17 protein-coding genes and 2 pseudogenes are annotated in these 19,989 nt (G+C 37.4%); 4 read left to right on the forward strand and 15 right to left on the reverse strand.

Annotation, left to right across the window (positions count from 1 at the left end):
* Window positions 1-12 precede the first annotated feature (12 nt).
* From FC30_RS00910 to FC30_RS00920, 3 genes and pseudogenes are all read left to right on the forward strand, one after another.
* Entirely contained in the window at window positions 13-264 is a 252-nt protein-coding gene (locus FC30_RS00910; protein WP_010688238.1) for a hypothetical protein, read from the forward strand.
* Window positions 265-356: 92 nt separating this feature from the next.
* Window positions 357-578 (forward strand): hypothetical protein, encoded by a 222-nt coding sequence (locus FC30_RS00915; protein WP_010688239.1) that lies wholly within the window; start codon window positions 357-359, stop codon window positions 576-578.
* A 219-nt stretch (window positions 579-797) separates the two neighbouring features.
* Window positions 798-1,844, forward strand: a pseudogene (locus FC30_RS00920) (LLM class flavin-dependent oxidoreductase).
* Between the two features lie 61 nt (window positions 1,845-1,905).
* Here FC30_RS00920 and FC30_RS09230 read toward each other — a convergent pair.
* The 8 genes and pseudogenes from FC30_RS09230 to FC30_RS00955 form a co-directional block, all read right to left on the reverse strand.
* Window positions 1,906-2,112, reverse strand: a pseudogene (locus FC30_RS09230) (2,3-bisphosphoglycerate-dependent phosphoglycerate mutase); the annotation flags it as partial.
* A gap of 178 nt (window positions 2,113-2,290) precedes the next feature.
* On the reverse strand, window positions 2,291-3,418 hold the full coding sequence (locus FC30_RS00925; protein ID WP_010688242.1) for a tyrosine-type recombinase/integrase: 1,128 nt from the start codon (window positions 3,416-3,418) through the stop codon (window positions 2,291-2,293).
* Window positions 3,411-4,007, reverse strand: a complete 597-nt coding sequence (locus FC30_RS00930) for a DUF1643 domain-containing protein (protein WP_010688243.1) — start codon at window positions 4,005-4,007, stop codon at window positions 3,411-3,413. Before FC30_RS00930 ends, FC30_RS00925 begins: the two co-directional genes overlap by 8 nt.
* Window positions 4,008-4,162: 155 nt before the next feature.
* Entirely contained in the window at window positions 4,163-5,269 is a 1,107-nt protein-coding gene (locus tag FC30_RS00935; protein WP_010688244.1) for a tyrosine-type recombinase/integrase, read from the reverse strand.
* A 59-nt stretch (window positions 5,270-5,328) separates the two neighbouring features.
* The gene (locus FC30_RS00940; RefSeq protein WP_010688245.1) at window positions 5,329-5,529 is read right to left on the reverse strand and encodes an excisionase family DNA-binding protein; all 201 of its coding nucleotides are present in this window, start codon (window positions 5,527-5,529) and stop codon (window positions 5,329-5,331) included.
* Window positions 5,526-6,986 (reverse strand): DNA primase family protein, encoded by a 1,461-nt coding sequence (locus FC30_RS00945; protein WP_010688246.1) that lies wholly within the window; start codon window positions 6,984-6,986, stop codon window positions 5,526-5,528. Before FC30_RS00945 ends, FC30_RS00940 begins: the two co-directional genes overlap by 4 nt.
* Complete coding sequence (locus tag FC30_RS00950) at window positions 6,979-7,737, reverse strand: hypothetical protein (protein WP_010688247.1); 759 nt, start codon at window positions 7,735-7,737, stop codon at window positions 6,979-6,981. The genes FC30_RS00945 and FC30_RS00950 overlap by 8 nt, the downstream gene beginning before the upstream one ends.
* Window positions 7,734-8,885, reverse strand: a complete 1,152-nt coding sequence (locus FC30_RS00955; RefSeq protein WP_162255307.1) for a DNA polymerase — start codon at window positions 8,883-8,885, stop codon at window positions 7,734-7,736. Before FC30_RS00955 ends, FC30_RS00950 begins: the two co-directional genes overlap by 4 nt.
* A gap of 324 nt (window positions 8,886-9,209) precedes the next feature.
* Between FC30_RS00955 and FC30_RS00960 the strand changes: the two genes are divergently transcribed.
* Entirely contained in the window at window positions 9,210-10,199 is a 990-nt protein-coding gene (locus tag FC30_RS00960; protein ID WP_010688249.1) for a hypothetical protein, read from the forward strand.
* A gap of 232 nt (window positions 10,200-10,431) precedes the next feature.
* Here the strand turns inward: FC30_RS00960 and FC30_RS00965 are convergent, their stop codons facing one another.
* From FC30_RS00965 to FC30_RS00995, 7 genes are all read right to left on the reverse strand, one after another.
* Window positions 10,432-10,719: a hypothetical protein gene (locus tag FC30_RS00965; protein WP_010688250.1), complete on the reverse strand. Its 288-nt coding sequence runs from the start codon at window positions 10,717-10,719 to the stop codon at window positions 10,432-10,434.
* On the reverse strand, window positions 10,706-11,176 hold the full coding sequence (locus FC30_RS00970) for a JAB domain-containing protein (RefSeq protein WP_202812824.1): 471 nt from the start codon (window positions 11,174-11,176) through the stop codon (window positions 10,706-10,708). Before FC30_RS00970 ends, FC30_RS00965 begins: the two co-directional genes overlap by 14 nt.
* Before the next feature lie 163 nt (window positions 11,177-11,339).
* On the reverse strand, window positions 11,340-12,095 hold the full coding sequence (locus tag FC30_RS00975; RefSeq protein WP_010688269.1) for a DNA methyltransferase family protein: 756 nt from the start codon (window positions 12,093-12,095) through the stop codon (window positions 11,340-11,342).
* Between the two features lie 5 nt (window positions 12,096-12,100).
* Window positions 12,101-16,543 (reverse strand): Eco57I restriction-modification methylase domain-containing protein, encoded by a 4,443-nt coding sequence (locus FC30_RS00980; RefSeq protein ID WP_010688270.1) that lies wholly within the window; start codon window positions 16,541-16,543, stop codon window positions 12,101-12,103.
* Window positions 16,544-16,950: 407 nt separating this feature from the next.
* Window positions 16,951-17,637 (reverse strand): 2,3-diphosphoglycerate-dependent phosphoglycerate mutase, encoded by a 687-nt coding sequence (locus FC30_RS00985; protein ID WP_010688271.1) that lies wholly within the window; start codon window positions 17,635-17,637, stop codon window positions 16,951-16,953.
* A gap of 82 nt (window positions 17,638-17,719) precedes the next feature.
* Entirely contained in the window at window positions 17,720-18,910 is a 1,191-nt protein-coding gene (locus tag FC30_RS00990; RefSeq protein ID WP_010688272.1) for a MalY/PatB family protein, read from the reverse strand.
* Window positions 18,903-19,961, reverse strand: coding sequence for an AI-2E family transporter (locus tag FC30_RS00995; RefSeq protein WP_010688273.1), 1,059 nt, complete (start codon window positions 19,959-19,961; stop codon window positions 18,903-18,905). Before FC30_RS00995 ends, FC30_RS00990 begins: the two co-directional genes overlap by 8 nt.
* Window positions 19,962-19,989: the final 28 nt, after the last annotated feature.

Consider the following 19,989-nt stretch of genomic DNA (forward strand, 5'->3'; position numbering starts at 1 on the left):
AAGTGGCTTTTTTTGCTCAGTAAAACACGGACTTATCTCTTGATCTTCAATCTTTTTTGGCTAGTATTACTGCTATTTGAACAACTACTCAAAAATTCGTCCAACAGTAATATATTATTTTTATTGCTTTCTGTTTTAGCATTAGTCGGCTTGGTCTTCCAAGCTCTTTCTTGGTGCAGTTTAAATCAAGAAAGAATGCGCCTCGACTATGCTTTATACGGTACCGCTTGGGTGCTGTGCTTTTTATTTGTACTGTTATTGTAATTTTGATCGTGATCTATTTGGATTACGATTTTTTATTTTAGATATTTCCTCGGTTATAATTAAAGTAGAGAGAAAGTCTAGGGGGAATACACATGCGTTCGCGCTTCTTACTGGTCTTCCAGTTGCTATTGTTGTTCATCTTTTTAGCCACACATCTTTTACTACACAAATATGATTTCTTCCCAGAATTTTTAGTACTGCTCACAATACTAACTAACTACTTTGAAAGAGATAATAGACATCCCCTCAGTATGATCGGATTATTGCTAATGATCTTAGCTACGGTGATCTATTTCTTTAGTGGTGTGATATAAAAAAGCGTGGTCTCACCCGGAGATCACGCTTTTTTATAGGCTATTTACTCGCTACATAAGTAACATCTAGAACTTTACCAAGCAATTTTCTAAGAATAGCTAATTTGCTTCAGTATTTCTACCACTTCTCGCAACTATTGCCAAATGTTAAAACACATTTTATTATTTGCTTACAAAAAATAAGTTTATATATAAACTAAAGAAAGCAGGATATTTCTTATGCAAATTGAATTAGGTATCTCTACTTTTGGTGAAACGACTCCACTTGAAAAAACTGGGCAAGCCATCAGCCATGATGAGCGGATCCGGGACTTGTTAGAAGAAGTTGAACTGGCAGATAAACTTGGGATCGATGCTTTTGCAGTTGGTGAACACCACCGCAAGGACTTCGCCGTTTCAGCTCCAGAGATCATTTTAGCAATGGCTGCAGCGCGGACAAAACAGATCCATCTTTCCAGTGCCACTACTAACTTACCGACGATCGATCCGATCAGAGTTTACGAACAACATGCCTCGATCGATGCGGTTGCCCCTGGCCGGATCGAGATCATGGCTGGACGTGGTTCTTTTACCGAAGCCTTTGAGCTTTTTGGCTATGATCTGGCAGATTATGATGATCTTTTTAAAGAAAAACTAGATATGTTACTAAAGATCAACGAAAATGAGATCTTAGACTGGCCTAAAGGAAAATTTACACCTAAGATCGATCATAAAGGTATCTATCCTCGCTCAAAAAGACCATTACCGATTGCTTTAGCTACTGGTGGTAGTATCGATTCTACGATCCGGGCAGCTGAAATGGGCCTTCCGATCGTCTACGCAACTATCGGGGGCAAGTTTAAAGATTTCCAACCATTGACAAAACTCTACTGTGCTGTCGCTGAAAAAACTGGCAAAGATCTCACTAAGATGTCGATAGCTGCGCATTCTTGGGGCTGGTTAGCTCATGACCGCGAAAAAGCGATCAAGGATTACTTCTACCCGACTAAATTTTTGATCGACACGATCAGTCAAGAACGGCCTCATTGGGCCGGCCTATCATACGAAAAATATCTTGAAAGTATCAACTATGAAGGGGCTATTTTCGTCGGTGATGCTAATATGGTAGCTAATAAGATCATCAAGATGATCTAGACTTTAGGTCTAACTCGCTTCTATCTCCATTTACCTGTCGCTTCCATGCTTCACGAAGATGTCATGCAAGCGATCGAGATCTACGGCAAAGAAGTCGTCCCTAAAGTAAAACAGTATTTTGCTGATAAATAAGCTAACAAAAAAGCGTGGTCTCGCTCGGAGATCACGCTTCTTTTTACCGAAAGGCTTTATCTTAAAGCTTTTCTTTGGAGACAATGTTCAAGTTGTCATCCAATTCATAAACAACTGGTTGACCTGTTGCCATTTCAACGTCCATGATGTCTTCATCAGAGATGTTTTCAATGTATTTTGTCAAGGCACGTAATGAGTTACCGTGTGCGGCAACGATAACGTTCTTGCCATCCAACAAGTCTGGAGCGATGTTGTCTTCCCAGAATGGCCTCCAGGGACATGCTGTAAATCCTATTATATCAATGAAAACTCAACTTTTTGATTATTTTTCATTTCGTCATCTATTCGACATGTGCACGTTACGAAATGTTACGATATGTAAAAATAGCCTTAGAAAATACCACCAAAATTGATAAAAAAAATAAAGCCTTAACAGCTTTATTTTCTTATGCTAAAGCTAATAGTTTCACCACCTTTTTATCTTCATTCATGATTTGATCTGGGAGTAAGTCAATATAGTACTTCTGCGTTATCGAAATATTCGAATGACCCAAAAATCGAGAAATATAGACCAGTGATATCTCCCCCGAATTTAACATCATACTAGCTATCGTATGTCGCATAGTGTGAGTTGAAAATATACCTGACAATCCTAGTCTTTTTTGTAGCCTCTTATAGGTCAAATTTATACTTGAAGCTGGTGGTATCTTACCTTTGTAATTCAAAAAGATAAGTCGATCAGGATTATACAAACCACGCTTGAACATTTCTCTTCGTTGATATCTGACCCATGTAGTTATTTTATTCATGACATCACGTGACACAGGGACTTTACGAACACCATTCTTAGTCTTAGGTTGTTTAAGGAATTTGTGATAGCTATCCCATGATTCATCAATACGAAGTGTACAATTTATTTCGTCGATATCATCTTCCTTTAGTGCTAAACATTCACCTACACGCATAGCTGTTTGAGATATGACAAACAAAACAAAGCAATTTACATCTAACAAATTGTAGTCCCTATCTAAGAGATATTTTTGAAGTTTCCTAAAATCCTTAACCGCCATAAACTTACGCTCATTTCCCTTGGTCAAGCTAGGGTCGGCAATAATGTTTATACTCCCAGCACTTGGATTACGTGGGATTATACCATCATTGAATGCATCTCTTAGGCAAGATCTTATCCTAGTTAAGTCTTTACGGGCTGTTTCATGACTGCGATTTAGCTGATTAAAGTAAGTCTGAATATCATCACGAGTAAGGTTCCTAAGCTTTATCTGACCTAAATCTTTTCTTTTTATCCTATTATAAGATGATTGATAATTATCGATCGTATTAGCTGAAACAACTGGTGCCTTATACATTGTTATCCAATGCTTATAGTAATCAGCAAATGTCATATCGGCCTTAGGTGATACACTACCTTGAAGATAGTTATGCTCCATTTCGACCAACCAATCTTGAGCATCACTTTTCTTCTGGAATGTCTTTTGTTTACGATAGCGCTTCTTACCAGCTCCTTTGGTAAACTCTGCAAAATAGCCGTTGGTTCGTTTAACTATCCTACTCATCAGCTTCAACAACCTTCTTCTTGCGTCTTGATTTTGGTGGATTCTCCCAATCAAAAGTCCACGGTACCAATGTCCAATGATCACCTTGTAAGGCTAACGGATGTTTAGGTTTATGTTGTCCATCTGCTAATTCTACAATCTTATCCAATTGACCTTCATCACTACACATCCGACCATACATTGCCAATCGGTCACTAGCAATTTGATATCTATTCGTGAGTGAGCCAACAGAAACAATGACTTTTTCAACTTCCTTAGTCACTTTAAGTAATTCTGTCATTGAATCGATCTCATAAGCATCCGCTAAAGTCCGTTCATTAGCTGTGTTACGTGAAATAGGCTTTGTGAACAAATTGCCAATAATAACAGCCCCATAATCATCCATACGATACACTTCATTTTTAATGAGCATTGTTGTTAGATCTTCTTCAACAATCCCAAGTTTGCTAGGATAATTAGCTAATACTAAAACTGCTGGCTTATTTTTATCCCAAGTATATTTAGTCCAGTATGTGCTGTCATCCTTAACTCTCTTTTCAATCAAAATCTCTGTTGTAACAGTTGTTGTCTTTACTTTCTTTTCTGCCATATTAGGCACCTCCATATTTTAATTATCAAAAGAACCTTAGAAGCCGTAACTCCTAAGGTTCCTTCATTATTAAAATATATACTTGCAGTTTGTTTAGATACGGTGAACAATAAGTTGAAATATCCCCCCTAAGCCCCCTAATCACCCAAAATGCTTTACAGAAGTTCCAGTACTTTTCGTCTTTCAGCTACCTTATCTTCAGAGACCAAGCCCAAATAGTAACTTTCTGTGATCCGAACGCTAGAGTGCCCTAATAATCGAGAAACTGTGACGATATTTACACCTTTGTTCAACAAATGTGATGCAATCGTATGTCGTAAATTATGCAGTGAATACTGTGGTGAAAATCCTAATTTCTTCTGCAACTTTTTAAAAGCAGATGTCAATGAGACTACACTTCCTACCGAGCCATCTTTCCTTGTCATCACTTGCATGTCTGAATCTAGCGACAGGTTGTTCAAGTCGGCCCAGTATTTTATTTTATCAACTAGCCAGTCAGGGATAGGAACTACCCTGTGACTTGCTTTAGTCTTAGGTGCTACTAGCTCACCATCCCATGAATGATTTACTGTCAGAATACACTCAGAAAAATCAATATCCTTATAGCGCAAAGCCAGTATTTCGCCACCACGTAGACCAGTACTGATCGCTATACTTAAGCCTAGCATATTGCGAGTATGCCAATCATTCTTCTTAATAGCAAATCTTATTAAATATTCTTTGATAACGTTAAACTCAGACAACGGTAATACCTTATCATCAACATTCTTGTAATAACTGTCATCGTTCCCTGTAATCACCACATCATCTGCAGGATTTACTTTTGCGGTCACAACTGAGATACGCATAGCATAGCGCAACATTGAGCGAATATGACTCAAGTCTTTACGCAAAGTTTCATGACTGTATCTTTTTGATAACATATTGAATACACCTTGCAACTGTTGGTGTGTTAGAGTGCTGACTTTAATTCGGGAAAGATATGGACTTAAACGATTTTTAGTAGCTGAATATGATTTTAAAGTGTTTTTGGCTAACCCTTTCTTTTTATTAGCGACCCATAAATCATAAAAGCTCATAACTGTCATTTTTCTTTGGTAAAGCAAGGCTTTTGAACCTCCTAAAATGGCTGACTGTTGTGTTAACCATTCATTTGCTTCACGTCTAGTCACGAAAGTTTTATTTTGTCGTATCCGATTTTTACCACTACCAATGGATAGTTGTACGGTATAACCAGCGCTTGTTTTCTTAACTACTGACATAATGAAACCTCCCATTTTATATGGAAAAGAGCCCCGCAAGGCTCTTTTCCGTCATATTCTCAAACTACGTATTCAAACCAGTTTTCAGCACGTTTTTTGACATACTCAAGTAACTGACTTTGAAGTAATCTGACCTGTTGTGATTCACCCACGAACAACCTAGGTAGCTGTGGATCATTCAACAGTTCTTCCACTATCGAACGTCTAACACCTAATAATTTAGATGCTTCATTGATAGTTAAGATCTTGTCATTTATCAAATTTTCTTCACTCCCTTACTCAAAATTAAATCATTGACATACTCAATGCTTGATTTTGAAAATGAGCAATCCCGACCATAAAGATTTCTGAATTGTTTCTTGAATTCTGGCCAAAAGCTTTTAGGCTTATTGAATCCCTTGGAATCTTCATCAGTTTCATCCAAAAAATCGAGAAACGCATTTAAAATTTCTGTCTTAGGCGTCCTAGAGCCATTCTTACGTTGACATTTTTGTCGTAGAAACATGTAAACGGGGCCCCTAGCTTTATCAAAGTACTCATCAGTCTCCCTTTGAAGTGAGCCAGTTATAACTTGTGAAAGATCATAGTTATATTTAGATTTAAGCTCTCTCAAATACTCAATAGCTCTAAAGGCGATCTGATCCTTTTCAGATTCCAACTTCCCATTCAAATCTTTATCGGCACCCTTACCGACAAATGTATTTGGAAAGTTAAGTAGGACCACCCGTCGACTAAAGCCGATCGTATTTTCTGGTATCGGTAATTTGTTAAAGGATAGGGTCACTTTTAAAGTAAATATCGTTTGAACCATTATCTTGTTCTTACGATTTACGGACATCTCATTACCCTCAACAATATTTTTGATACCTGCAAAATCACTGATGTTATCCCCGCTTTCTTCTAAAATCCAAGCAAAACGTCCTATCATATTCTCTTTGCCAAATTCACCATTGAAATGGTTTAATGAATTATGAGATACATTGCTCGAACCTAGAAGTCTCGTGATGACATGGATCAATGTAGACTTACCACTTGCTCCAGAGCTGTACATAAAAACAAGCTTATTGACTGCTCTATCTACCTGAAGCTGTACCGCCAACCAATACCAAACAAATTTGATTTTATCTTGATCGTCATTAAAGGTCGTCTTTAAAAATCTATCAAAGTTAGGTGTGCTACCTTGTTTAGGTGAAACATCTGACTTTCTAGTTGATAGGTACTTAGGATCAAATGGTACCAGCTTCAAACTTTTTAAGTCTAAGGCTTGATCCCTAAAAACAACAACTTGCTTATTTACATCAGTATCTTTGTACTGTGCAACTTTTCTTTTCAATAAGCGCACTGTTTCTTGTTCGAAGTTATGAGACCATGGAGTGTCAAACACCCCTAACACCCGAACAATGATTTTACGTAACCTATAGCCAACCTCAGCATCAACGAAAACACCTTCAGACCACTCATAAATATGCAGATTATCATTGATGTTACATAACGTTAATGCTGTCACCAAAAAATCCACCATTGTTTCGTGAGTCGGTTTCTTCCCAACGACTTTTTGAATGTAGTTCACAACGTGTCCTTCATCAGGCAACTGTGCAGAATCTATCGATTCCCCAAGATGTTGTTGAATATGAGCAATAATGCAAGCATTAAACCCATCCACTCCGCTGTCTACATAAGGAGACATAACCTTTTTTAATTCATCAAATTCAGTCATTGGTTCCACCCACCTCATCTGCTTTACTGCCTTGCGTGCGCATCTCTTCAAACAAATTGCTTTGAATTTTTGATGCATTAGCAAATGGATTATTGGAAGTATCGGGCGTCTCACTTACGTTCTTCTTTGGAACGGGTGTGCTAGCCAAAGCTTCCAACTCCTTTTCTATGTCATCTTCAAGTAATTCATCAGTAGGATCTTGCTGAAGTGAACTGGAAGCACTGTCTCCGACTTGCGCTTCTCCATTATCTGTACTAGCACTAGTCGTTTGTTTTTGGATTGAATTCCCAGCATTTACCAAGGATGGTCCTGTTGATTGGCCAGTGTTTACACCAACTTGTTGAGTAAATTGATTCATTGCATTAGTGATGATATTCGTCGTTTTTGCCGAAATCACACTCGGATCATCAAGAACAATATCTTTTAACGAAGCAAATCCAGATTCATTCACCGAGACTCTTGCCCAAAATACCAGACCAATTATATCGGACCCATCGATATTTGGATCAGCTTGCCCAGCATACTTTTCAGCACTGATCTTGACAACAATATTCTCCAAGTCTTTTTGCGAGAATATGCACACTGGCTTGTCAAAAGTCTTTCCACTTGAGCATAATTCCAGTTCTACTGATAAGAAGACATTGCCATTCTTAGATTCCTTCCAAGAAGCACTCTTAACTTTAACGTCAATATACTTGCCGTTATAATCTTCAAACGATACTTTGTTGCCGGTTAACTGACTTAATTTCATGATTCTTCACCGCTCCTTTTAATTTTTAAAAAATTTTTGGTCACATAGGTAGGTAGTTCTTGCTCAACCACTTGTGAAGCAGTCTCTGTTAGTACCCTATTGACACTTTCATCATCCAAAGTTCGTGGTAGCTCTAAGATCACTTCATCATGTCTTGGTATCAACACCCTAACACCTGAGGAACACAACTTGATCAACAATCTTTTCAAAATAACAGCACCTAATCCTTGAATTGGAAGATTACGCAACTGTGCCGTTGAAAATTCACGAAACACAGGTGCATTACCGTAAGGTGTTACACGAATGAATGGATTACTTGCATATGAATCTAAGCCCTCACTAAGCTCTGGATAAGCAGTACGTATCTTCTGTTGGATATTGACATCGGCAAATTCATCAGTAAATTTACGCAAATTTTCTTTAAGGGTAAACTCACTAGCTCCATACAGATACGGTGTCAGTAAGGATTTCCCCAGCTTATGGCATTTGTCTATGGATTCACTGCTTAAAAGCTGTTGTCCTAAGACTGCATAAACATCTTTTCCAGCAGTCAATTCTTGTTGCATCACCCTACACCCTGTAAGTGCACTAGCAATTCGCATCTCTTGTTGACAAAAGTCCAAATGCCAAATGTTATACCCCTCACTAGGTTGTAAGAAGTCATACATCACCTTTGGCAATGACATAAGCGGAAGATCACGACAGCTCATTCGGCCCGAAACAGCAGAAAAACTCCGGTATTTTCCTGTAATTGGAGCAACAGAATCCAACACATTGCGCCCAAGTACCGCTTTTCCAAGTATCTTACATTGCATTCCCCAAAAATTCTGCTTATTGAACAGTTCACGTGCTAAAAGTTGATTCTCACTGATCAACGCCCCCTTACCAGATAATTCCTTGTGAGAAATTCCCGTTTTGATGCACAATTGTTCTACAAGCGAAGGCGTTTCATTGTCAAGAGCTGTATCAATGTTAAAATACAGCTCTAGATCTTTGATACGCTCCCGAAGCTCTTGTTGTGATTCGTACCATCCCTTGATATCAAACAAAATTTCGATATCATTTAATTGGTCGATCACTGGAAGCATTTCTAACTCAAGTTCAGCTAACTGCTCAAAAGCCCGAACCTCCTTTGAAATGTCATACATCCTTTCCAGAAGAGCATCATTGACACATACAACCGGTAGGCCATATAGCTTGAGTATGTCTTCAGCTGGCAGTTTTTTTAAGTCATTTATAGTTAGCACCATATCATCGTCCTTTCTTCAATACCGTCAATACAGAGGTACCTATATTGGTTTTATTGTTGATCACCGCTATCAGCATCAATCAACAACTAAATGATAACCCCAAACATTAATAGAATTAAATTTGAAATTTTATTATTCTCAAACCCTTATATAATAGGGATATTTTATTTTATCAGATTTTAATGTTATAATGTGGATTGAGGTTTGAAGAAGGAGGTTGCTATGAACAAAAAACAATTTCACGTTTCTTTGGGAGATGTCATTATGCAAGCCAAAGAGATATTAAAAAATCATTACTCAGAACGAATCCCTAACACTTGGAACACAACATCTATATCCAAGCCTGATTCTAGCTATGTCACTTTACGTAAAATTGCTAAAACTATCAGTAACAGGCTACCGATTGATATTTTGGAAAAGCGTAAAAACGTAACTAGATCCAACACAAATAGATCAGTGATTCGATATCAGTTAGATTTCATCGAAGGATTCATTCTACCCGAATTTGTCGTCTTCTATTATCTTTATCTTCATCTTTATCCAAGTGACATATGGGATTACTTCAAAAATGATTTCTATCCTCGGATCAACCAAAAAGTTTCAGAGAAAGAAACATTACAGTACCTAAAAAGTTACTTTAGCGGACCTAATGCACAAGTGGAGATTACTAACTCCCAAGCAGATTTAATATACGAATTAAGCTTTTTTTTCTTACAATATGCTTTCGTAGATGTTCCCGATAAGCTAGGGAATAAAAAGAAAAAGGAAGATGGTACAATCAAGATGACTAGAGATAAACATGCTGTCTATCTCTATAAGGAAAGCATCCCACTATTGTACCCTAATTTTCAGAAGATTATTGACAGTATTCACCCAAATACCAAGTGGATCCATGACATTTGGCCCATGTTCATTCTTGAGGACTACAACAATACAGATGAATGTTTTGAGGCCTTTCATATTTTGTATGATCACTGTAAAAATCTTCTAACCGAATCCAGTACCGCACCTAAAAAAAGCAATTCCTGGAGTTATTACAGAAGGTACTCCCGAATCACTGCTACAGACTTAAATACGATAAATAATTATCTTAGCGCTTCTAGTTTGGTTGGGTACTCGATCCCGCACGGCATTTGCAGGTCTAGTGATCATACCTTATCAATAAAACTTGAAATAGAAATTGCTAAATTTGTCATCCAGTTAAATGATTAACTGCTCTCAACTGACTCCCCTATACAGTAAATATCTCAAGTGATATGCCTTTAGGTGTACTAAAAAAATAACCCGTAACCATTGAAGTAACCCTGAGTTAGCCACGGCCAACTCAGGGTTTTGTTTGGGTTATTTTCTCCATTACTTATTAGTCATCCCCTAATTCTCGGATAATTTCCATACCAATCTGAATTCCTGCTTCGATCAAAATTCTGATCCATGTATCCATATGTTACACTCTCCATTCTTTTATTGTTCCGTCAGAGCCAATAAATCCAATGCCCCAGACATCTTTATTTTGATTGTTTGCAATAATAAAGCCTGTTACATCTTTAACAGCAAAACTCGTTACACTGACACAATGCTCGTTGTTTGGTACTAAATCTTGAACTGCTTCATCTAATTCACAGCGCTCTAACATCACTGTCTCGTATACCGTTCTAGTTTCATCAATAGTTATGCGCATGATCGTTTCAAGCTCTAAGATCAATTCTCTTTTCGCCAATTCATATCCTACCAAGACTCACTCCACCCCAATCATTTGCTAGCAAGCTTCTAATGTCATCACCGTAAATAATGCTATCCAACAATACTATCTCCATCATCTCCCCTGCTTTCTTCAATTTTTGTGTGATTTTTAAATCATTCTTTGATGGGTTCGTATTACCCGACGGATGATTATGAACGACGATAAATCTGATCGAATTAGATAGTAGTAACGGCTTAAACACTTCTCTTGTTGAAACAGTCGATTGATTGAGCGTACCTATAGCAACTATGCTAATAACTGTGGGTTTATTCTTCGTATCCAATCCAATAACTAACATCATCTCTCGGTCTGCTTCTTTTAAAAATGGTTCTACTAAATTTGCTGTGTCATACGGTGTTGAAATAGCACTTGCGCTTAGTTGCTCCCAACCTTCTATCTTAATACGTTCCTGCTTCAATCTTATGAACTTGACAACTTCTTTCTCCAAATTTGGCCCTCTCCTTTATTTAGAAATCAATGCAAAATAAAAAGAGCAAGCCACATTATAGTAGCTTGCTCATAATTAAAATATATATTTGAAAATTACTTTGATTACGTTTTATCGCTAAAATTCATGACGATAAATATTTAAGGGTATATTTACAAAGAACTTAATGCCCCTCTACTCTTAGAATTTTCTGATACACATCAACTATTGGTACAGGAAGGTACACCTTCTTAACTTCCTCTTCCAATTGTATTGCTAATTCTTTCTGATCTTCTTCATCATCTAAGAAGTCAAACAGCGATATTTCCTCAACGACTTCAAAACCACCCACAGGAGATATGTCGCTCGGTTCTGTTTCTCCCGCTATTATATCTTCAAACTTAAATTCAGTCCTTTGTACCTGTTGTCTACTACCTTCTTGTTTAGGTAACAATTTCCATTCGCTAAACATTAGATGTTTACCTGAAGAATCTAATTTTGTTAGTGCATTACCTTGCGCCATATTAGCTTGAATAATCACCATTGCACTCTTGATTACCTTATCATTTACAGTACCATTGAAACTTTTTATACCCTCTTGATAATTTTGTTGAAATATTGTATTCATTTGCATAACTAGCATTTCGACGTTATCTTCCATAAGCTCGATTCCATATAAAGTGGAAAGCCCAACCAGAATATTATCTTCATACTCTTCTAAAGTTGAACTTTTCTTAAAAGCCACTCTCATTTTTCGTTGAAGCAGTTCAGTAAGAAATGCACCTTCTCCCGCTGATGGTTCCAAGAATGTAGAAGTTAGCAATTCCGTCTGTTCCTTAACACCGGGCAAATTCAGCATCTGTATCACTGTTTCTTTAGGAGTGAATACCTCTCCCAATTCAACAATACGATCTTTGTTCTTGAATAATTGTTCTTCCATATAACTTACTTCCTGATATTATCGACTCTGTTTTTTACATATTCGAACTGTTCATCAGACATACCTATAATAGCTTTGAGCTGTTCATCAATGTCTTCATCAAAATCTATAAACGTATTATCACCATTATAATTCAGGATATCAGGTGTCTTCTTCCCTAATGAACTTAAACTTTCATCAGTTAGTAAAAATGTATACCTAATGATGTAACTATTTGCGTATTTATAAAAATTCTCTGCTTCAATTTTCGTATCAAATGCCTTTAATGCAATTCGGGATCGGCCAAAAGCACTATGATTATCAATTACTTCAATTTGATTATCACGTTTTTGCCCCCCAGCATTGGCACTTGAAACTATAACCTTCCACTTATTAAGAATTTCTTGATTAACTGTAATAACATCCTTATCAGCAACAAACCATGTAGCCCTACCCATTTTACCTGCCTTGTCATTTGTAAACAATTTTATAGACTTCGTGTAATCAATATCCATCCCTTCTTCGAATAATTTCACTTTATCTGGATTTCTCTCGGCAAAGTCACTTTCAATTCGGAAAAGTTTCTGATTAATGGTTTCACTATCGCAAATATAGCCTAACTTATTCTTAGCGACAAATTTATCAACTAATTGTACAATATCATCATCTAAAGGATTGAGAACAAGTAGGTCTGTTCCCGGTAACCCTACATCTTTCGAGGTTTCTTCTCCACCTTTGATGTAACTATATCGAAATCTTTTTTCCTTCTTTGACATATCTTTTACTACAATCGATAGTCCATCACCAATATCAACGTGACTAAAAACCTCATTAGCATCCGGAAAGTATATTAATTGCTTCAGTTTAGGATCATTAATTTGATTCAATCCAAACTTGTTCATACCCTTTCCTGATCTATGGATCCAACGACCACCAGGATAAATCAAATCTGTATATTTATCTGCCAATTCATCAGCTAATAACTGAAAATTTTGAAAAATATTATTTACGCGCTTCTGTCCATTATTTGTTTCTTTTTTCGCTACAACTTCTTGGTAGGGTGGGTTACCGATTACAACATCGAATTTCATATTATTAAACCTCTTCCTTATCTTATTAGCCTCATCTTTTATATTTTTTTTAGAATCGCTTACGATATTTTCCACGTACTCTATATTGCTAGAAAAATCTTGGTATCCTACCAATGTACGTTGCGTTATCATCTTAGCCATCGGAGTTTTAGCAATAACGAATATATTTTCTCGGAGAATTCTTTGCCATATAAACAGTTCATCTTCCAGCGTAAACTTCCCAGCAGTTTGTTCATTCATATCGCTAAATTCTTGATAATAAAGCGAAATAGCGGCATAAAGAGGATACAAGCCCGTTTTCGAATTAATTTCTAAAATATGTGCGTTGGGATTAAATACTTGTCTAGTGTACTCTGTATCAATCCAATGGGATGCATCCTTTCCATTGACTGTCATATCTTTATAACTACTATCATAGAATGATAATCCCCCCACCGTTTTACCCAATTGCATATTTACCACTCGCCATGGTGTTAAAACAGTTTCTTTATCAGGATTACGGAACGTATCGAAAATCAAGACTAACTCCCGTGCACGAATAATAGGATCTTCGGTATCTACTTTTTTCACTCGTTGCCGTATTATACGACCGGCTTCAATAAAAACTTGTGAATCATAGTATTTAGAGAAGCGAAGGAAAAGTTCTTTAGTAACACCTTCTGGCATAAACTCTTTCCATGAAACATCATCCACCAAATTAACAAATTTCTTAATGCTAATATCCTCTGTAATAGGGATATCCATACCATAAACCATCAATGGAATCCGAATTGAAATTGATCGTAAGATAGATATCATCGTCTTACGTTGTTTCTTTATCTCTTTGAGTTTTTCCATTGCTTCAATTTCTTCAGGAGTACGATCTTTAGGTTTCTTTTTACGTCCTCGTTCACTTTCTTCATACTCCTCATCTGATAATCCTTGGTTATTAATATTAATATTTATGGGTGACTTTTCTTTTTTTGTTGTACCTACTAGAGCCTTTAGATTATTAAAATCAGTCAAATCAGCCTTATCTAACTTCAACAATTCATCTGAATAAAGAGAGTCATCCTCAAACCCAGAACGGACAGCTTTTTCAGCATAAACTCTTTTAATTTTGGTTAATAAACTGTCGACTGAGAAGCGCTTCATCACATTATTTTCCTTACCGATAATAGGTAAGAAGTTTAATAGTTTATTCATCTGAACTCGCTGTGCATCAGAAGTGATTTTCCCCACTCCTGTATTTAAACAGGATGATTCTGCCATAACCGTTAAAGCTCTATCAGGGGCAAAATCAAATATGAAGCATTCTGTTTTTCTACCTAATTTCTCATCTACAAATGGAGTTTGAGCCCGAAAAGCCGCCTGTAAATATTGAGTTGCACTGTTAGTGTTAGACAAGAATACGACTCCAGTCCATTCAGGAACATTAACACCTGTTGTTAACTTACGTACGGTCAATGTTATAGTTTTTGTTTTAGATGATGATGACCCAATTGCATCTCGAACCATTTGAAGATCACTTTCTTTTGCCTCTTCAACACTATCATTACTGTCATTTCTAACTATATTCACAATATTATAGTCCATTCCAAAAACCGGGTGTTTTTTCATTAACTTTTCTAGTGCATTTGCTTCTTTAACACCTGGCAAAAGCCATAGAGTGTGACGTAAATTATCTCTAAATTTAATAGTTGAAAATGGATAGTTATTCTTATCGTTAGGTGTGGTTATGTTATTTAAAAATTGCATAACGTCCTCTTCGTGAACAAAATTTCCACTATCATCTGTCCTGAAAAACTCTTTGAAGTTAAAAGATTTATCTATTAAATTGGTATAGTGTTCCTTCTTGAATTGTTCACTAATATCAAACGTATACATTGAAACCTTTGGTAGTGATTCATATGGATTAGGTTTCTCTTTTTCTTCTCGATTCCATTTATACTTGGCTTCTTGCTCCATGACATAATCCCAAGTATAAATTTGCTCATCAGTATATTTATCCATTAAATTAAATGGAGTACCTGATAATTCCAGTATCTTAGTATCATTATTCTTTATTCCAGCAATAACCCTTTGTGCTAATGGAGTCTGGGTTCCTTCATGAGCTTCATCTATAATGATCAAATCCCAATTAATGCGAGTAAACTCCCTGTTCTTGTCCGAAACAGTCCCTCCAAAAGTATAGGAGCCACGTAAATCTTGAATACTAGCAAAATAGACAAAAGCCCCATCATAACTTTCAAGAGAACTGATTGGTTCTCCTTCAGTTCGTGAACCGTATACGTACCCAGCTTCCTTCATTCCTATCTTACTAAAATCGTCGAACCAACTATCACTAACAACTGGACGGTGGGTAATTATGAGGACTCGTTTAAAGTTCTCTTCTTTTACCAATTCCAAAGCGGTTAGTGTTTTACCGAAACGCATCTTCGCATTCCACAACATGACGTCATATTTTTTGAACCCTTTTCTAGTCACGAGTACTGCATTCTTTTGTTCTGGACGCAATTCAATCTTAGTTTTTTCTTCTTTAGATAGGGTATTAGTATTATTGTCAAGGTACTTCTTACCGTCTTTCACTGCCTTAATAGCTAATTTGGCTGTTTCTAAATCAGTTAAATACCATTCTCTACCTGCAAGTTTGGGATTTCGCTTCACCCCGGAACGCTCAAGAACTTCATGAACATCATGATCTCGGAAAAAACTACCATCAGATCGTCGATATGCTAATTCTGCCCATTCAAGCTTGTGCGGCACGCCTGCAGTACTCATGTACTGATTAATCCTCTTTTCAGCTGCTGAACGTAAATCTTTACTATTTGGACGTGCATCCACTTCAGGATCATTAATACTTGCATCCCCAATTTTTTCAGAATTAGCATATATTGGCCAATCTTTAGACGAACCATCCAGCGTTTGAATATATATTAATTTACGTTCGAATGATTGATAATTAACAATAGGCTGTGGCTCATAAAATGGCTTGGCCTTTACATTTACTTCAGTATATTTAGTCGTATACCATACCAAAATCCGATAGAATTTCTCTAAGTTAATTAATCCAGTTTCCTTGGAATATTCTATGTTCATAGTATGTGCTGATTCATTACCCAAATTTTTCAGATTATAAAAATTATCTAATACTTGTTTATCATCTATTAAATGATTTCGTTTTGCCTCCCGTAAATAGTCACTAAACGTAGCTTTTTCAGGCAACTCTAAGAAAGCAAAATCCACTATATTTTTAGCAATGAATTCAACAACCTTTCGTATTTCAAAAAGCATAATTGCATACTCACCCGAACCATATAGCCTCTCTATTTTCTTCGCTGGTTCGAGAAGTTCAATTGTATCCATGTCTTTCTCTAAAAAATCAAAATTACTCTTCATGGATCCTCCCACTTTCCTTTTTCTAATGGTTATTTCAATTATACCAAACTTAATTCCCCATTCCAGTAAGTCAGTTTTAAGTCTGTCTAATAATCATTTGAAATAGCCTTACATTGAAAAAGATTAATATACACTTTGAATATTTTCACAACCTATTTACCGCCATACATATATCTTAATATTTGGGGTTATTCATCATTTAAAGGTCAAAGTCAACTAAACCTTTGCTTTTTCTGTGTAGTTTGGGTAGTTAGGGTGGTTTGGGTACTTCCCTCAATTTATTTCCCGAGACATACCTATCTCTAATATTTGACACAAGTCGTCATTTATTCGTCATGAATCGTCACGATATGTAAAAAAAGCGTGGTCTCACTTAGGAGATCACGCTTTTATCGAAAGGCTTTATCTTAAAGCTTTTCTTTGGAGACAATGTTCAAGTTGTCGTCCAATTCATAAACAACTGGTTGACCTGTTGCCATTTCAACGTCCATGATGTCTTCATCAGAGATGTTTTCAATGTATTTTGTCAAGGCACGTAATGAGTTACCGTGTGCGGCAACGATAACGTTCTTGCCATCCAACAAGTCTGGAGCGATGTTGTCTTCCCAGAATGGGATAACACGTTCCAAAGTAACCTTCAAGTTTTCACCGCCAGGGATGATACGTGGGTCTAATTCTGCGTAACGACGATCGTTTGCTGCAGAACCTTCATCGTTTACATCCAATAATGGAGGCAATACGTCGTAAGAACGACGCCAGATGTGAACTTGTTCGTCACCGTATTTTTCAGCTGCATCAGCTTTATTCTTGCCTTGTAATGCACCGTAGTGACGTTCGTTTAAGCGCCATGATTTTGTTTCAGGGATCCATAATTGGCCTGATTCTTCAAGTGCGAAGTGCAAAGTCTTGATGGCACGTGTTAAAACAGATGTGTAAGCTTGATCAAATTCGATACCAGCTTCTTTTAACTTGCGGCCAGCTTCCTTAGCTTCACGTTCGCCTTGTTCACTCAAGTTGACGTCAACCCAACCTGTGAAAAGGTTCTCTAAGTTCCATTCACTTTGTCCGTGACGGATAAATACTAATTTTGCCATTTAGTAAAAACCTCTTTCTTATGTTTATGATACAAAGATATTTTACACTGAAATGCAAAAAATTGATAGTGCTTTAGTGAATTTAGCTTTGATTTTCATCTAAAGCTTTCAGCAAAGCAGTCACGGCACGTTCGATATTTTCAGGTGTCGTGGCTAAATTGATCCGAATATGTCCCGCACCCGAAGCGCCGAACCAATCGCCAAAATCGACTGCTAAACCAGCCTTATTTTTTACAAAGAACTCTAATTTAGCTGGATTCACGACTGCACTAAGATCGATCCACATTAGATATGTTCCTTCTAACGGTGAAATGACGATCTGTGGATAAGCTTTAGTTAGATTTTCCTTTACATAGTCATAGTTAGCTTGGATCGTTTCCAATAGACCTTCGAGCCACGAAGTACCATGTTCATAGGCAGCAGCTGCAGCCACCTTGCCTAAAATACTACCGGCTGGGGCAGCTAAACGCTCAACTAACTTGTCATAGCGCTGACGCATCTGCGGATTAGGGATGATCACATGACTATTTTGCAGAGCTGCCATGTTAAAGGTCTTCGATGGCGCATCGACAACGACTAAATTATCGCGATACTTGCCTTCGCTGACTTCTAAAGCTGAGATAAATGGTTTATCTGTCAACAAAAGGTCATGGTGGATCTCATCTGCGATCACGAGCACTTGCTTTTGACGACATAATTCGAGTAGCTCGGCTAGTTCTGTTTCAGACCAGACACGGCCGACTGGATTATGCGGTGAACATAAGATCAATAACTTCACTTGCTCTTCCGTGATCTTTTCTTCGATATCGGCTAGATCCATCGAGTAGATCCCAGCTTCATTCTTGAGATCGGAAACGACCAATTTACGCTCATTATTTTCAATGACCTTCATAAATGGATAATACACTGGTTGCAAGACCAAAACAGCATCATCTTTTTGCGTCAACAAGTTGACTAACGTGCTCAAAGATTGCACGACCCCTGTGCCAAAACGCATCCATTCGCGATGTAATTCGATCCCATAGCGTTCTTTTTGCCATTTAAAATAAGCTTCAAAATACGCATCCGGTGTTAGTGAATAGCCAAACGCACCGTGCGCGATCCGTTTTGTCATCGCTTCAAGTGCTTCTTTTGGTGCTTTAAATTCAGTATCAGCGACCCAAAGTGGCAATAGATCTTCTGCATCGAAAGTTTCTTTTAAATTATCCCACTTGACCGAATCAGTATTTTTGCGGGCAACAGCATATTCTGCCAAAAATTCCTGCTTATTCATTTTTACGCTCCAACTTTCTAACTTTCTTCAAACGTTCACCCTTGGCATGGACCGGCTTTACGCCTAAAACGTCTAACATAAAGGTAAAGATCGGAATACCCACGATCAAGCCCCAAACACCAAAGAGATGTTCTGCAACAAATAAGACGACAAAGGTGTAAAACATCGGTAATTCCGTGCGGCTAGCCATGAATTTTGGATTTAAGATATAGGCTTCCAAAGCATGAACAACGACTAGCATAATAACAATATAAAAGACATAGCGCAACCCACCGACCGAATAGCCGATAAACATCATCGGGATCGCGGAAATGATCACCCCAGCTACAGGGACTAAACTCAACACAAAGACCATGATCCCTAAACTGAGCAATTGAGGCATGTTCATGATCGCCAAACAGATCGTGGTGATCACTGTATTGACGACGGCGATCACAAATTGAGCTTCAAGTACGACCCCAAAAGTATTCACAAAGATCTTGGCAAAATGATAAATATCTTCGAATAACCACGCAAATGGGCCACTCAAAAAGCCTTTAGAAAAACGATAGAGATCGTCTTTTTCGATCGTAAAAAAGAAACTCAACAGTAACGACATCACAAACGTAAAGCCGATCGAGCCCAAACTCTTAAGATAGCCTAGCGCGATCCCAAAGCCACCCTTGAACTGTTGCATGATATCTATCTTACCAAAGTAGCGGTCGATATAGTGTATCAGATCCTGCGCTCCATGCGGTGGATGCTGATAAAAACTCAATAATGAATTGATCATCGCTTCGGTTTGGACAGCGAGTTTAGGTACATAGATCGTCACTGCCAGATAGATAAAACCGATGAACAATAGATAGGTCACGATCACGATCAATTGCGATGGGATCTTCACATACCGCCGAATATAATTGGTCAGCTGTACCACTAAAAATGTGAAGATAAACGTCAGCAAAATGATGCTGATCAAGCTACGTAAAGTATACAAAACACCAATGATGCCTAGTAAGACGACGAATCGTCTCAAGGAGACATTATTGATAAACTTTTTCCAAAGATCCATAAACTTTCCCCTTACTTAAAGATAATAA

The organism is Ligilactobacillus animalis KCTC 3501 = DSM 20602, assembly GCF_001434535.1.
Taxonomy (GTDB): Bacteria; Bacillota; Bacilli; order Lactobacillales; family Lactobacillaceae; genus Ligilactobacillus; species Ligilactobacillus animalis.